15 protein-coding genes are annotated in these 13,522 nt (G+C 64.3%); 11 read left to right on the top strand and 4 right to left on the bottom strand.

The features are described 5' to 3' along the window. Positions 1-320 precede the first annotated feature (320 nt). On the bottom strand, positions 321-608 hold the full coding sequence (locus tag G7026_RS01545; protein WP_181068883.1) for a PA4642 family protein: 288 nt from the start codon (positions 606-608) through the stop codon (positions 321-323). A 213-nt stretch (positions 609-821) separates the two neighbouring features. On the opposite strand from G7026_RS01545, the gene dauA reads away from it, so the two are divergent. Next, a complete protein-coding gene (dauA, locus tag G7026_RS01540; protein ID WP_181068882.1) occupies positions 822-2,552 on the top strand; it encodes a C4-dicarboxylic acid transporter DauA in 1,731 nt (576 codons plus the stop codon). A 53-nt stretch (positions 2,553-2,605) separates the two neighbouring features. Here dauA and G7026_RS01535 read toward each other — a convergent pair whose 3' ends face one another. Further along, on the bottom strand, positions 2,606-3,517 hold the full coding sequence (locus G7026_RS01535; RefSeq protein WP_181068881.1) for an SDR family oxidoreductase: 912 nt from the start codon (positions 3,515-3,517) through the stop codon (positions 2,606-2,608). 499 nt (positions 3,518-4,016) lie between these two features. Between G7026_RS01535 and G7026_RS01530 the strand changes: the two genes are divergently transcribed. The 8 genes from G7026_RS01530 (at position 4,017) to G7026_RS01495 (ending at position 9,949) form a co-directional block, all read left to right on the top strand. Next, positions 4,017-4,964: a glycerophosphodiester phosphodiesterase gene (locus G7026_RS01530; RefSeq protein ID WP_181068880.1), complete on the top strand. Its 948-nt coding sequence runs from the start codon at positions 4,017-4,019 to the stop codon at positions 4,962-4,964. A 559-nt stretch (positions 4,965-5,523) separates the two neighbouring features. After that, positions 5,524-6,111 (top strand): LOG family protein, encoded by a 588-nt coding sequence (locus G7026_RS01525; protein WP_181068879.1) that lies wholly within the window; start codon positions 5,524-5,526, stop codon positions 6,109-6,111. Positions 6,112-6,139: 28 nt separating this feature from the next. Further along, complete coding sequence (locus G7026_RS01520) at positions 6,140-6,643, top strand: Mut7-C RNAse domain-containing protein (protein WP_181068878.1); 504 nt, start codon at positions 6,140-6,142, stop codon at positions 6,641-6,643. 204 nt (positions 6,644-6,847) lie between these two features. Further along, on the top strand, positions 6,848-7,261 hold the full coding sequence (locus G7026_RS01515; protein WP_181068877.1) for a VOC family protein: 414 nt from the start codon (positions 6,848-6,850) through the stop codon (positions 7,259-7,261). After that, positions 7,258-7,734 (top strand): DUF2726 domain-containing protein, encoded by a 477-nt coding sequence (locus G7026_RS01510; protein WP_181068876.1) that lies wholly within the window; start codon positions 7,258-7,260, stop codon positions 7,732-7,734. Before G7026_RS01515 ends, G7026_RS01510 begins: the two co-directional genes overlap by 4 nt. Before the next feature lie 42 nt (positions 7,735-7,776). Then, on the top strand, positions 7,777-8,280 hold the full coding sequence (locus tag G7026_RS01505; protein ID WP_181068875.1) for a thioesterase family protein: 504 nt from the start codon (positions 7,777-7,779) through the stop codon (positions 8,278-8,280). Between the two features lie 63 nt (positions 8,281-8,343). Then, on the top strand, positions 8,344-9,366 hold the full coding sequence (locus tag G7026_RS01500) for a DUF5924 family protein (RefSeq protein ID WP_181068874.1): 1,023 nt from the start codon (positions 8,344-8,346) through the stop codon (positions 9,364-9,366). Between the two features lie 55 nt (positions 9,367-9,421). Next, positions 9,422-9,949 (top strand): MgtC/SapB family protein, encoded by a 528-nt coding sequence (locus tag G7026_RS01495; RefSeq protein WP_181068873.1) that lies wholly within the window; start codon positions 9,422-9,424, stop codon positions 9,947-9,949. A gap of 24 nt (positions 9,950-9,973) precedes the next feature. Here G7026_RS01495 and sfsA read toward each other — a convergent pair whose 3' ends face one another. Together sfsA and G7026_RS01485 are read right to left on the bottom strand one after the other, a co-directional pair. Further along, positions 9,974-10,681 carry a DNA/RNA nuclease SfsA gene (gene sfsA, locus G7026_RS01490; protein ID WP_181068872.1) on the bottom strand — a complete coding sequence of 236 codons (708 nt, stop codon included), beginning with the start codon at positions 10,679-10,681 and terminating at the stop codon, positions 9,974-9,976. Beyond that, positions 10,681-11,853, bottom strand: coding sequence for a pyridoxal phosphate-dependent aminotransferase (locus G7026_RS01485; protein ID WP_181068871.1), 1,173 nt, complete (start codon positions 11,851-11,853; stop codon positions 10,681-10,683). The genes sfsA and G7026_RS01485 overlap by 1 nt, the downstream gene beginning before the upstream one ends. 190 nt (positions 11,854-12,043) lie before the next feature. On the opposite strand from G7026_RS01485, the gene dksA reads away from it, so the two are divergent. Both dksA and gluQRS read left to right on the top strand, forming a co-directional pair. Beyond that, positions 12,044-12,490 (top strand): RNA polymerase-binding protein DksA, encoded by a 447-nt coding sequence (gene dksA / locus G7026_RS01480; RefSeq protein ID WP_181068870.1) that lies wholly within the window; start codon positions 12,044-12,046, stop codon positions 12,488-12,490. Between the two features lie 58 nt (positions 12,491-12,548). Next, the gene (gene gluQRS / locus G7026_RS01475; RefSeq protein WP_181068869.1) at positions 12,549-13,460 is read left to right on the top strand and encodes a tRNA glutamyl-Q(34) synthetase GluQRS; all 912 of its coding nucleotides are present in this window, start codon (positions 12,549-12,551) and stop codon (positions 13,458-13,460) included. Positions 13,461-13,522: the final 62 nt, after the last annotated feature.

Genomic DNA, 13,522 nt, shown 5'->3' with positions numbered 1-13,522 from the left:
GCAAAAACCTGTCACGACCGCCGTATTCGGTGCGTGTGAAACCCTTCAGCCAGACGGGCAGAAACCGGAGGGGGATTCTGTGCCGTTGGTCGAGCGGGTGCTCGACATGGCAGGCGAGCAACACCTGCCAGCTCAGACGCGAGGCTTTTGGCCCCGTATCTTCCCGCCTTTGCACCCGGAGCGGGACTCGAAAGTCCGATCAGCTCTGAACAGGCAGCGAAAGCGGGGGAAATCGTTCAGCAATTTTTACCATCGCCTGCGGCGACGGCGCGCACGATATCATCGATACGCGGCTTCTTGATGCGAAAAAGGGCCTCGACTCAACGGCGCGCGGCCTCGACCAGTTCGATGTAGGGTTGTGCCTGGCGCTGATCGGCGATCAGCTGGACGAAATCCTGACCTCGACCATCACGGGCGTTGAGGTCGTATCCGGCTTCGACAAAGAAACCGAGAAATCGCTCAAAATCATCGATACGCAGCCCACGGTAGGCCTTGATCAGCTTGTGCAAGGAAGCAGGCGTTTCGTCGGCCGGCTCCGGCTGCAGAAACAGCTTGATCGACTCGTCACCGATTTCTTCGCCAATCACCTGTTTCTTGTCTTTGCGCATGCTGCCTCCGGGGAACGGATCTTACGGGGCCGGCAGTTTACTCTCGCCACGCGGCCCGCTCAACGCGATGATGAGCCTTGCGACGAAGGTCGTACGGAGAACGACTCCCGCGCGAGCGTCGATAATGCGACGATCGAGACGATTCGGGTCAGGACCTGTAGACGCCTGACGGCCCTATACTGGGCGCCTGCCGACCAGACTGGAGGGTCCCGCATGCCGCTGCCACCACTGTTTGCCGCCTGGCGCGAGGTGTTGCAGGCCGGCTATGGCGGGCGCGCCCTACGCGGTGACCTCAGCGCCGGGCTAACGGTGGGCATCATCGCCATTCCCCTGGCCATGGCGCTGGCGATCGCCGTCGGTGTTCCACCGCAGCATGGCCTCTACACCGTACTGGTCGCCGCCCCGATCATTGCGCTTACCGGCGGCTCGCGCTTCAACGTCTCCGGCCCCACCGCGGCCTTCGTCGTGATTCTGCTGCCGATCACCCAGCAGTTCGGCCTCGGCGGCCTGCTGCTGTGCACTCTGCTCGCCGGGCTCATTCTCATCGCCCTCGGGCTGCTGCGTGCTGGCCGGCTGATCAGCTTCATCCCCTACCCGGTGATCGTGGGCTTCACCGCCGGCATCGGCATCGTCATCGCCACGCTGCAACTCAAGGACCTGCTCGGACTGCAGCTCGAAGCCGACCCGCGCCATTACAGCGAGCAACTGCTCCTGCTGTTGCGCGCACTCCCCGGTATCAGCCTTGGCGACACGCTGGTCGCCCTCCTCTGCCTGGCGACGCTGGTCCTCTGGCCACGCTGGGTACCGCGCGTACCGGGCCACCTCGTTGCCCTCACGATAGGCGCCTTGGCGGCCCTCACGCTCGAATCGCGAGGCGTCTCGGTCGCGACCCTCGGGGAACGCTTTCACTACAGCCAGGACGGCATCGACTATCCGGGTATCCCGCCTTTCCTGCCGTCGTTCGACTGGCCCTGGAACCTGCCAGGCCCCGACGGAGCTCCCCTGACGCTGAGCTATGGCCTACTGCGCGAACTACTGGCCCCGGCGTTGGCAATCGCCATGCTCGGGGCCATCGAGTCGCTGCTCTGTGCGGTGGTATCCGATGGGATGGCCGGCACCCGTCACGACCCCAACGCCGAACTGCTCGGTCAGGGACTGGGCAATCTCGCCGCCCCGCTGTTCGGGGGCATCACCGCCACCGCCGCGATTGCACGCAGTGCCGCCAACGTTCGCGCCGGGGCCTTTTCGCCCCTGGCAGCGATCATCCACGCCGGCGTCGTGCTGGTGGCGATTCTCTGGCTCTCGCCGCTGTTCAGCTATCTGCCGATGGCAGCGCTGGCCGCGCTCTTGCTGATGGTTGCCTGGAACATGAGCGAGGCGCCGCACGTCGTGCATATCCTGCGTATCGCACCGCGGGGTGACGTCCTGGTGCTGCTCACCTGCCTGTCGCTGACGGTGCTGTTCGACATGGTGCTGGCGGTGGGGGTCGGCTTGCTGTTGGCCGCCGGGCTGTTCGTCAAACGCATGAGCGAACTGACCGACACGACGCCTTTGCCCCCTGCTCAGCGAGGACCGCTCGAGGGCCTGCCCGCCTCCGTCGCCGCCTATAGCATCCGCGGTCCGCTGTTCTTCGGCGCAGCGGAAAAAGCCCTGCAGGTGCTGCGCAGGTTCAATCCGCAGATCAGGGTGGTGATCGTCGACATGAGCGCGGTGCCGCTGCTGGACATGACCGCCCTGGCCAGCCTTGAAACGGTGCTGGACGACTACCGCAAACGAGTTGTGACACTGATTCTCAGCGGCAGCCACGCCCGGGTCAGGCTCAAGCTGCGCCGGGCAGGCGTTCACCGCCAGTCAGGGTTGCTCTACGCCAACGGTCTGGAACAGGCGCGCTGTAAGGCGCTGGGGTTGCTGGACGAGTTCGAACGCACCGCCGATGGCAAGTGAGCGACGCCGAGCACGCCCACCAAGCCTGCACATCGGCAGCGTGAGGGGGAATGTCAGCCGGCGTGCTTCTGCAGGTTGGCCATCATTTCCTTCAGGGCCTCGATGTTGTCCGCCGGGTGTGCGGCGTTCTCGAAGCTGCAGATCTGCTGCCAGCTCGCCGCCACGTCTTCGGCGTCGAAACCGGCCTTGGGGTCGAAACCGACACCCAGGCTGCGCTCCCAGCGCACCTTGCCCATCCAGCCGCCGCCCACCTCGAACAGACCCGAGGTTTCCTGGCACGCTTCGCTGGCGAGATAGACCACCAGCGGACTGACCAGCTCGGGCTTGAGCTGCTCGAAAACCTGAGGCGGAATCAGCCCCTCGGTCATGCGCGTAGCGCCGGTGGGCGCGATGGCGTTGACCAGGATATTGTTCTTGCGTCCTTCCAGCGCCAGCGTGCGGGTCAGGCCGTAGAGCCCGAGCTTGGCCATGCCGTAGTTGGACTGACCGAAGTTGCCATAGATGCCGGAGGTCGAAGCGGTGAAAATCACCCGGCCATAACCCTGCTCGCGCATCAACGGCCAGGCGGCGCGAGTCACCTTGTAGGCACCCTCCACATGGACCCGATAGACCAGGTCCCAATCGGCGTCTTCCATCTTGTGAAAGGTCTTGTCGCGCAGGATGCCGGCGTTGTTGACCACCACGTCGACCCGGCCGAAGGCATCGAGTGCGTGCTGCACAATCTTCTCGCCATCGGTCACCGAATCGTGATTGGCAACTGCAGTGCCGCCTGCCTGGCGGATCTCCTCGACCACGCGATCGGCCGCCGAGGCGTTGGCGCCTTCGCCCTGGGCGCTACCGCCCAGGTCGTTGACCACCACCCGTGCGCCGTGCCGGGCGAAGGCCAGGGCGTGGGCACGGCCCAGGCCGCCACCCGCGCCAGTGATGATCACTACCTTGTCGTCGAAGCGAATGGCTTCAGTCATGTGCAGGCTCCTCGAATGTCATGGGTCAGGATGCGCCGAGTCTCGCCTCGCGGCCGATGCGGGGCAATCACCGCGTCGCCAATGAATGGCTCGGCATAAGCACGCAGCGGCCGGCGTGGCCGATGCAGACGGGCCATTGTCGAGCATTACAAGGAAGGCAAGCGGGTGACGCATTCGGTCTTCGGCGGGGCCGACACCCTCAGCCGGACGCGCCAATCCATGGCGCTGCCCCTGCCGAACCAGGGCCATATCAGCCTGCGCATTGGTGCATGAAGGCACACAGCCAGCATGACCAGCAGCGGCGGCCCGGCCTTACTGCGGGCAGCATTCTCTGCCTGCTGATTTATGGCCGTCGCGTCGTCATCGTCGAAACGACAAGACCTTCGTCAAAAATCTTGAAAAAGACGACTGAAACGGCACGCCAGACGCGCCCGCGCGCCTTGTTGCAGGTCGGAAGGCAGGGGCATACTCCGACCAGAATCTCTGGCTGGAACCCTCCATGTTGCGCTTGCTTCGCTTCCTCTTCGCTCCTGCATTGCTCATTGCTGCGGTGCTCGGCCTGCTGCTGTTGACCAGCCAGCCCGCCACCGTGCCCGGCGTGCTCGCCCCATTCGAAGGCGGGCCGCCGCTGGTCATCGCTCACCGCGGCGGCATGGGGCTGTGGCCCGAGAACAGCCTGTTCGCCTTCGAGCGGTCAACGGCCCTGGGGGTGGACATGCTCGAGATGGATCTGCACCTGTCGCGTGATGGGGAGCTGGTGGTAATCCATGACGCGACCCTCGAGCGCACCACCAACGGCTTCGGCGAGGTCGCCGATCACGACCTGGCAGACCTGCAGGCGCTCGATGCCGGCTATCGCTGGACGGCGGATGGCGGCGAAAGCTACCCGTACCGCAATCAGGGCATCGGCATCCCGACCTTCGCCGAAGTGCTCGCGGCGCTCCCGCAGATCCCCAAAGTGGTCGAGATCAAGGTACCCGAACCGGACCTGGAAGCGCGCCTGTGCGAACAGATAATGGAAAGCGGTCAGCGCGACCGGATCATCGTCGGCAGCTTTCACGACCGCAGCCTGCAGCGCTTTCGCAGCCTCTGCCCGACGGTTGCCACCTCTGCCGGGGCCAGTTCGGTGCGCCTGCTGGTGCTGCTCGATCGCATCGGACTGGGCAGCCTCCTGTCGCCCAGCTACGAACTCCTGCAGATACCCGCACGCCATAGCGGCGTGCAGGTCGCCACGCCGAGCCTGCTCGATACCGCTGCAGAACGTGGCCTGCGCACCCAGCTGTGGACCATCAATGAACAGCCCGAAATGCAGCGCCTGCTGGACATGGGCGCCGACGGGCTGATTACCGACTATCCAGACCGCGCTTTGCATCTGCTGCGTCTGCGGCACAGCGCCGATGATGGCGGCGAAGCAGTCGCCGATCCGGAGGAAGCAGCATCGGGCTGATTGGCTATTTTTCAACCAACACTGCGCAGCGCCCGCCGTTTCGCTGCTGCGTCGGTGTTTACCCATGTTATCCACAACCTCGTCCACAATAGACGGGGATAACCGCAGCGAACCATCCTCTGACGTCGGGCTTTTCCGACAAGCCGCTTGACGCCAGGCCCCGCAGCATGCGTGTCAGAGCGATTACGGGTCGTTGATCAAAAAACGAACGCCCCGCGCTATACCTAGTGACACAAGCGTCTGGCTAGACCGCCCCAAGGTTATCCACAGAACGCTACACAGCAGCCGGGGATAACTTCCTTTTATACTTTCCTGAAACTATCGACTCGATTCGATCAATTGAAATGAGCTAACAAGCCAAACGGCATAAGCTCGCCTGCATTACATCCGAGAATCTGGCGATGCCATCTTTCTGCTTGTTTCGCACATTGCTTGCCGCCTATGCCTGCGCCACCAGCGGCGCAGGCACCGACGAATCGCTGCAAACCAGCGGCGCTGCGCTTGGTTAGATAGAACCCGGGCGCTACCCTGCCAGGCTGTTCAACAGTCGGAGTCGACCATGCCCCTGCGTTCAATCTGCGTGTTCTGCGGCGCCAGCACCGGTGCCAACCCGGTGTATCGAGAAGCAGCCGTCGCACTTGGCCAAGCCCTTGCCGCACGCGGCATTACATTGGTTTATGGGGGTGGCGCGGTAGGCTTGATGGGCGTGGTGGCCGATGCCGCGATGGCTGCTGGCGGCGAGGTGATCGGCATCATCCCGCAAAGTCTGCAGGACGCAGAGATCGGCCATCGTGGCCTGACGCGCCTTGAAGTCGTAGACGGCATGCATGCCCGCAAGGCCCGTATGGCCGAGTTGTCCGATGCGTTCATCGCCCTGCCCGGAGGCCTCGGAACGCTCGAGGAGCTGTTCGAGGTCTGGACCTGGGGACAACTGGGCTATCACGGCAAACCGCTGGGCCTGCTCGACGTGAATCACTTCTATACCAAGCTGAGCCACTTCCTCGACCACCTGGTGGAAGAAGGCTTCGTACGCACACACCACCGCGACATGCTGCAACGCAGTGAAACAGCCGAAGGCCTCCTGCAACAACTGGAAGCCTGGGAGCCGGTGGTGGCCCCCAAGTGGGATGAGGGCGCGCCACGCTGATAGATCGGCGGAACCCCCAGCAGCGGCCATGATCCCAACTTCTATGGAACAGCCCCGTCTGCTTGCCGACGCCATGCTTGGCGGGCTCGTTCGCTGGTTGCGCGTGCTCGATTGCGACACCGCCTACGATCCCGCCCTTTCCGATGCCGAGCTCGTGGCGCTGGCGGCGCGCGATTCGCGCACTCTGCTGACTCGCGACCGCCACCTGCTGACCTTTCTGCGCCCTCAGTCGGCACTGCGAATCAGCCACGACGCACCGCTCGAGCAGTTGCGCCAGGTCGTCGAGGCCTGTGTGATCGAGCCGCCATCGGCGTTGTTTCGCCGCTGCCTGGTCTGCAACAGCCCGCTGCAACAGGCCAGTGAAGAGCAGGCTGCCAAGGCCCCGCCTTCGGCACGAGCGTTCGCCGAACCGATGCGTCATTGCCCGGGCTGCGGACGTCTCTACTGGCTCGGCTCGCATACCCGGCGCATGCGCTCCATCCTGATACAGGCCTTCCCCGAATGGACTGCGCTGCGCCGCGACGGACCTTGAGCCGACGTCTGCCGACATCTACGCTCTTGCAGGCATCGCCCAGAACCCCGAAGAGCGCTATGCCAAGCACACGCCGGGGCTGTACCCGAAAAGGATAAGCCCGCCCCGACCGGCTCGGCACGCGCCGCCTCTGTCGCGGTCCAAGCCGGTACATAGCGTCCCCGCGCCTGTTACGGTGCGTGGCCTCAACGCAAGGAGATCGCCATGTTCACCTACGTCTGCCTCGGCACCAACGACCTATCCCGCGCCGTCCGGTTCTATGACCCGGTGATGGCAGCGCTCGGACATGCACGTTGCGAGACGGGCGATGAGCCGGGATGGGAAAACTGTGTCGGCTGGGGCCTGTACGAGGACGAAGGGCGTCGTGAGCTGGCGCTGTGGCTACAGAGCCCTTTCGATGGGCGCGCAGCCACGGGAGGGAATGGAACGATGGTAGCGCTGGCGGCGGGGACCTGGGAGCAGGTTCAAGGCTTCCATAGCGCAGCGCTAACCCATGGCGGGCGCTGCGAAGGCCAACCGGGCCTTCGACCTCACTATGCTCCGGACTTTTATGCGGCCTACGTGCGCGACCCGGACGGCAACAAGCTCGCCGCAGTCTGCCGGGGGCGCATCCAATGAGTTGGCTCGCCCTGACCCTGGTGGTGTTCGGCTGCTTCGTCGCTGTGTTCTACATCAAGAATCGCCAGATGAACCATCCAGCGTTGCAGTTTCCCTATCGCCTCAAGGCAAGCCCCCTTTCGGCCGACGAGCTGGCGCTGTTCGAGCTGATCCGGGAGGCGGTTGGCGAGCGTTACCAGATACTGGTGAAGGTTCGCGCCGCCGACGTGGTCGATGTCACCGCAGTGCCGCGTCGGGCGCCCTGGTATCACGCGGTCAATCGCATCGGTGCCGGCCATTTCGACTTTCTGCTTTGTCGCAAGGAAGACCTCGGCGTGGTCTGCGCCATCGAATACACGGCCAGCGCCGAGGAGCAGGAGCCCTTCATCGAACAGCTCTGCCAGAGCATCGGTCTGCCGCTGATCAGGCTCAGCGCAGAGCGGGCACGCTCCTTCAGCGAGGTCCGCGACGCGCTGGAAGCGGCACTGCAATAACGCGGCCTGTCGGTACCCCTCTCGACTCGTAGGTAGCCGTTCATGGCCGGTCTGTTACGCAATCTCCTGGTCCTGATTCTGGCCCTGCTGCACCAGGGCAGCGTCCGGCCCGCCGAGCGGCTCGTCACGCGGTTTCGCGTCACGCCGCTGGATATCGGCCTGTCGCGGCTCAAGAGCGACCGTTATCTGCAGCTGACCGAGGCGGCGCAGCTCGACTTCCTGATGCGCACCGGACTCATCGGCATGCTGATACGTAATCGCTACAACTTCGTAAACGCCTCCGCGACGGTGCGCTACACCAGGCCCATCACTCTATTCTCCAAGGTGAGCGTCGCCTCCCGGGTGGTGTACAGCGGCCCTCGCTTCGCCTACTTCGAGCACCGTTTCGAAGTGTCCGGCGTCGAACACGCCTGCGTGCTGATAAAGATGAAATTCAAACAGGGGCGGCAAACCATCGAGCCCAGCCGGATTCTTGGACCTGTCGGAGCCACGGATAAACCCGAGCATCTGCAGCGCTGGGATGATTTGCTGGACCACTGGCCCTGACAGGCTGCGGCACATCCGCCACTATCTGCTGTCTAGCCCTAGCCATCCCCCCACGAAGTCCCCATGCGCTGGAAACGTTACCTGAGCCGCACGCTCGAGCTGGTCTCCACCCTTATCCGCCGTTACCCGGGCACCGTCGCGTTGTTCGGCTTCTGCTCAGGCGTCGCCAGCTTCGTACTGGTGGACCGGCAAGCCGGCCTGGCCAAGGTCGTGGCGCTGGTGATGCTGGTCAGTTGGGTGTGGCTGATGCTGGAAAACAACCTGCGTCGTTTCATCCAACGCCGGTTCGGCTGGCAGCTACCGCCACCGCTGCTGCGCTATGCGACGCAGATGGTTCACCAGGAAAGCCTGTTTTTCATCATCCCCTTTTTCTTCGTTACCACCACCTGGAACAGTGGCCAGGCGGCGTTTACCGCGCTGCTCGGCTGCGCAGCGCTGGTCTCGCTCGTCGACCCGCTGTACTACAGGTGGCTGGCACCCCGCCGCTGGATTTATCTCGCCTTCCACGCCCTGACGCTGTTCGCGGTGCTGCTTACCGCGCTCCCCATCATCCTGCATCTGTCGACCCCACAGAGTTATCAGCTCGCATTGGGCATCGCCGTGTTGCTGGCCCTGCCCAGCTTCAGCTCACTGTTTCCGGACTGGGGCTGGCGACGCGGCGTGGCGATCTGTGCGCTGGCCGCGATGGTGGGGCTGGCCGGCTGGTACGGCCGGGTCTGGGTTCCGCCTGCCACATTGTGGCTGACGGACGTCGCGGTAAGCATGCAGATGGACGATGCCAAACGGGAGCCGGGCCAAAGCCTGCGCAGCCTTAGCGTCGCGCAACTGCAGGGCAGCGGGCTGTATGCCTACACCGCGATCAATGCGCCGCGCGGACTCAAGGAGCGCATCTATCATGAGTGGATGCATAACGGCAGACGCGTCGATCGCATCGCGCTGGACATCGACGGTGGCCGCAAGCAGGGCTATCGCGCCTGGAGCCACAAGCGCAATTTCCCGCAGGACCCGGTGGGCCGATGGCGCGTCAGGGTCATGACCGAGGCCGGCCAGATGATCGGTACGTTGCGCTTCGAGGTTACGCAGTAGGTCGGCAGAACCCTCGCGCGCCCTGCAGTCATAAGTTCACGACCGGGAGCTCGGCATGACCAACTGGGAACGCATCATCTCAACGCTGATTTCGGAATTTTCCGACATTCCGGACCTGGAAGAAGCCACGCGGGTGTTCACGCGGCTGACCTTCGCCGTCGTACTGGGCGGCCTGGTCGGCTACGAACGCGAGCGCAAGGGCAAGGCAGCGGGGCTGCGAACCCACATGCTGGTCTCGCTGGGCTCGGCCCTTTTCGTCCTCACCGCGCTGCAGGGCGGCGTACCGCGCGACGACGTATCCCGGGTCATGCAGGGGATCGTCACCGGCATCGGCTTTCTCGGTGCAGGGACCATTCTCAAGGGCAGCACGATCAAGGAAGTCCAGGGACTGACCACCGCCGCCGGCATCTGGCTGACGGCGGCAATCGGCGTCGCGGCCGGACTGGGCAACGAGGCCACAGCGGTCTTCGCCACGCTGCTTGCGCTCGCCGTGTTCATCCTCATGCCCGGACTCGAACGGCACGCCGCGCGCCGCGCAGGCTGGCGCCGCAAACGCCGGCGCGCTCAGGAAGAAACGCCCTGACGGCACGCCGATTCCTCCGGCGCCTCAAAGCACCACGGGCAGCCGGTGAGTCAGGCGAATCTCCTCGATCGAGAGCTCCACGCCATAGGCGATTACTTCGACACCGGCCGCTCTGGCGTCGGCGAGTGCGGCAGCGTAGGCAGGGTCGATTTCCACCGCCGGGCGCACCGCTTCGATGTCGCTGAGATTCACGCAGTACAGCAACACGGCTCGTATCCCCTCGCGAGCCAACGCGGCGAGCTCGCGCAGATGGCGCGCGCCTCGACTGGTCACCGCATCGGGAAAGGCCGCCACATGGCCTTCATCGAAGCCCAGCGTGACGCTCTTGACCTCGACATAGGCCGGGCCATCGGGAAACTCGAGCCGGAAGTCGACCCGGCTGTTCTCCGCGCCGTAGGGCACTTCCCGGCGCAGGGCAGTGAACCCGGCCAGCTCCTCGATCACCCCGGCACGCAACGCCTCCTCCACCAAGGCATTGGCCCTTGCGGTATTCACGCAGGCCAGGCGCCCCTGCGGCGTCTCGGCCAGTTCCCAGGTCGCCGAAAGCTTGCGTTTGGGGTCATTGGAGCGCTGGAACCAGACGCGTCCGCCCTCGCTCATGCAATTGAGCATCGAACCCGTATTGGGGCAGTGAATGCATAGATGCTCGCCTTCGGCGGTCACCACATCGGCGAGAAAACGCTTGTATCGTCGGACCAGCCGCCCCTCTTCCAGGGGTGTGGAAAAGCGCATCAGCCGGCCCAGCTTTGCAGACCACGAGCGATGCGCTCGACAGCCTGCTCCAGCCGGGGCACCTGCTGGGTGTAGGCGAAGCGCACATGATGGCCAGCCAGGTGCCGTCCAAAATCCAGGCCTGGCGTAAAGGCTACGTGCTCGGTTTCGAGAAAATGCTGGCAGAAGCGATAGGCGTCGCCGCCGAACGCACTGATGTCGGCATAGAGATAGAACGCGCCTTCCGGCTCGACGGCGATGCCGAAACCCAACTCACGAAGGGCCGGCAGAAGGAAGTCGCGTCGACGGGCGAACTCGGCCCGGCGCGCCTCGAGAATCTCCAGAGTTGCCGGCTCGAAACAGGCCAGCGCCGCATGCTGGGCCATGGTCGGCGCGCTGATGTAAAGATTCTGGGCAAGCTTCTCCAGCTCCGGCACCGCGTCGGGCGGCGCCACCAGCCAACCCAGGCGCCAACCGGTCATCCCGAAATATTTGGAGAAACTGTTGAGCACGAACGCCGAATCGTCCACCTCCAGCACGCTGGCGGCGTCCATGCCATAGGTCAGGCCGTGATAGATCTCGTCGACGACCAGGTGACCGCCCTGCGCCTTGATCGACGCGGCCAGCGCGCCCAGCTCGTCATGCGAAAGCACCGTTCCGGTGGGGTTGGCGGGCGATGCGACCAGCGCGCCGACGCTGTCGCGGTCCCAGTGACGCTGCACCAGCTCGGGCGTCAGCTGGTAGCGGGTCTGCGGCCCGACCGGAACCAGCTGCGCCGCCCCCTCGATCAGCCGCAGAAAGTGCCGGTTGCAGGGATAACCGGGATCGGCGAGCAGCCAGTGCTTGCCCGGATCGACCAGCAGACCGCTGGTCAACAGCAAAGCGCCGGAACCACCGGGAGTAATCATGATCCGTTCGGGGTCAATAGCTAGCTTGTAGCGCTGCGCATAGAAACCCGCGATGGCCTCGCGCAGCTCCGGCAGCCCTCGGGCAGCCGTGTAACGCGTATGTCCGGCGGCCAGGGCAGCCTGTCCGGCAGCGATGATGGGTTCGGCCGTGGTGAAATCAGGCTCGCCGATTTCAAGGTGGATCACATCGTGCCCCTGAGCCTGCAATTGATTGGCTCGCGCCAGCAGCGCCATGACATGAAAAGGTTCGATAGCCCTGCTGCGGGCGCTGTAAGACAAGGTCATCTGACCGTCCTTGAGACATAAAAATTGAATTCTACCGAAGGTCTCTCAAACGCCGCAGCCACCGTGATCGCCGGGAGTAGCGCACCCCGATTCGATCTGGTAAGTTCGCCCGCTTGCAGCCGCAGGGCCGGCACGGGCCGGCGAGGGACCACTCACCTGCGCAATGGACATAGCGAGAGGCGTTCATCCAATGGCCATTCTTAAAGAAACACAAACCAGCAACCAACTGATTCGCGCCTTCGAGCCCTACAAGGAAACCGCCGGCGAGGAGTACATGAGCGACAAGATGCGCGCTCATTTCTCCGCCATCCTGAACAAATGGAAACAAGAGCTGATGGAAGAGGTCGATCGCACCGTCCATCACATGCAGGATGAAGCAGCCAACTTCCCGGACCCGGCCGACCGCGCCAGCCAGGAAGAAGAATTCAGCCTGGAACTGCGTGCCCGTGACCGCGAACGCAAGCTGATCAAGAAAATCGACGAAACCCTCCAATTGCTCGAAGACAACGAGTACGGCTGGTGCGAATCCTGCGGCGTCGAGATCGGTATCCGCCGCCTCGAAGCCCGTCCTACCGCCACCCTTTGCATCGACTGCAAGACCCTGGCGGAAATCAAGGAAAAGCAGCTCGGCTCCTGATCCCGAACGGGGCGCTTCGGCGCCCCGCTTCATTTATAGACTCCCCGTTTCGCCTCCCATGCCCAATCAGCCAGCCAGTGCATCTACTGCTGATCCCTATGTGGGCCGCTTCGCCCCTACTCCCAGTGGCTACCTACACTTCGGCTCGCTCGTCGCGGCCCTGGCCTCCTTTCTCGACGCCCGCTCGGTGAACGGCCGTTGGCTGCTGCGCATGGAAGACCTCGATCCTCCGAGAGAGATGCCCGGCGCGCAGACCTCGATTCTCGACGCGCTGCAGGCCTATGGCTTCGAATGGGACGGCCCGCTGATCAGGCAAAGCGAGCGACACGAACGCTACCAGGCCGTCATCGACAAGCTGCTCGCCGACGGCCATGCCTATGCCTGTACCTGTTCGCGCAAACAGCTCGAAGCCTATCCGGGTGCCTATCCGGGCTTCTGCCGCGACGCCGGCAAGCCCGCGAAGGATGCCGCCATCCGGATACGCGTGCAGGCAAACGAGTTCGGCTTCACCGATCGCGTGCAAGGCCCGTTCAGCCAGCAGCTCGCGCAGGACGTCGGCGACTTCGTGATTCGCCGCCGCGACGGGCTCTACGCCTACCAGCTGGCGGTGGTGCTCGACGATGGCTGGCAGGGCGTGACGGACGTGGTTCGCGGCGCCGACCTGCTGGACTCGACGCCGCGCCAGCTGTTCCTGCAACAGCTGCTCGGCCTGCCGCAGCCGCGCTATCTGCATGTGCCGCTGATCGTCCAGCCCGATGGCCACAAGCTCGGCAAGAGCTACCGCTCACCGCCGCTACAGGCCCACGAGGCGCCGCCCTTGCTGTTGCGGGCCCTGCGAGCGCTCGGCCAGCGGCCGCCCATGGAGCTGACCGGCGCTACACCGCAGGAGATTCTCGCCTGGGCGACCGCCCACTGGGATGCCGGCGCCATTCCTCGCAGCCCGACACTGGCCGAGGCGCAGCTGAGCTGAGGCGACGGGCCCGCCCGGTGATCGGCATCCCGATGCCTTCTCTTCTTACTTGTAGCTTGCGG

It is taken from the genome of Stutzerimonas azotifigens, from assembly GCF_013522725.1.
In the GTDB taxonomy this organism is placed as follows: Bacteria; Pseudomonadota; Gammaproteobacteria; order Pseudomonadales; family Pseudomonadaceae; genus Stutzerimonas; species Stutzerimonas azotifigens_A.
This window is presented reverse-complemented; position numbering and strand designations above follow the sequence as displayed.

Coding starts and splice junctions, on each gene's coding strand:
- G7026_RS01545 (WP_181068883.1), bottom strand. CDS start 608: ATGCGCAAAGACAAGAAACAGGTGATTGGCGAAGAAATCGGTGACGAG.
- dauA (WP_181068882.1), top strand. CDS start 822: ATGCCGCTGCCACCACTGTTTGCCGCCTGGCGCGAGGTGTTGCAGGCC.
- G7026_RS01535 (WP_181068881.1), bottom strand. CDS start 3,517: ATGACTGAAGCCATTCGCTTCGACGACAAGGTAGTGATCATCACTGGC.
- G7026_RS01530 (WP_181068880.1), top strand. CDS start 4,017: ATGTTGCGCTTGCTTCGCTTCCTCTTCGCTCCTGCATTGCTCATTGCT.
- G7026_RS01525 (WP_181068879.1), top strand. CDS start 5,524: ATGCCCCTGCGTTCAATCTGCGTGTTCTGCGGCGCCAGCACCGGTGCC.
- G7026_RS01520 (WP_181068878.1), top strand. CDS start 6,140: ATGATCCCAACTTCTATGGAACAGCCCCGTCTGCTTGCCGACGCCATG.
- G7026_RS01515 (WP_181068877.1), top strand. CDS start 6,848: ATGTTCACCTACGTCTGCCTCGGCACCAACGACCTATCCCGCGCCGTC.
- G7026_RS01510 (WP_181068876.1), top strand. CDS start 7,258: ATGAGTTGGCTCGCCCTGACCCTGGTGGTGTTCGGCTGCTTCGTCGCT.
- G7026_RS01505 (WP_181068875.1), top strand. CDS start 7,777: ATGGCCGGTCTGTTACGCAATCTCCTGGTCCTGATTCTGGCCCTGCTG.
- G7026_RS01500 (WP_181068874.1), top strand. CDS start 8,344: ATGCGCTGGAAACGTTACCTGAGCCGCACGCTCGAGCTGGTCTCCACC.
- G7026_RS01495 (WP_181068873.1), top strand. CDS start 9,422: ATGACCAACTGGGAACGCATCATCTCAACGCTGATTTCGGAATTTTCC.
- sfsA (WP_181068872.1), bottom strand. CDS start 10,681: ATGCGCTTTTCCACACCCCTGGAAGAGGGGCGGCTGGTCCGACGATAC.
- G7026_RS01485 (WP_181068871.1), bottom strand. CDS start 11,853: ATGACCTTGTCTTACAGCGCCCGCAGCAGGGCTATCGAACCTTTTCAT.
- dksA (WP_181068870.1), top strand. CDS start 12,044: ATGGCCATTCTTAAAGAAACACAAACCAGCAACCAACTGATTCGCGCC.
- gluQRS (WP_181068869.1), top strand. CDS start 12,549: ATGCCCAATCAGCCAGCCAGTGCATCTACTGCTGATCCCTATGTGGGC.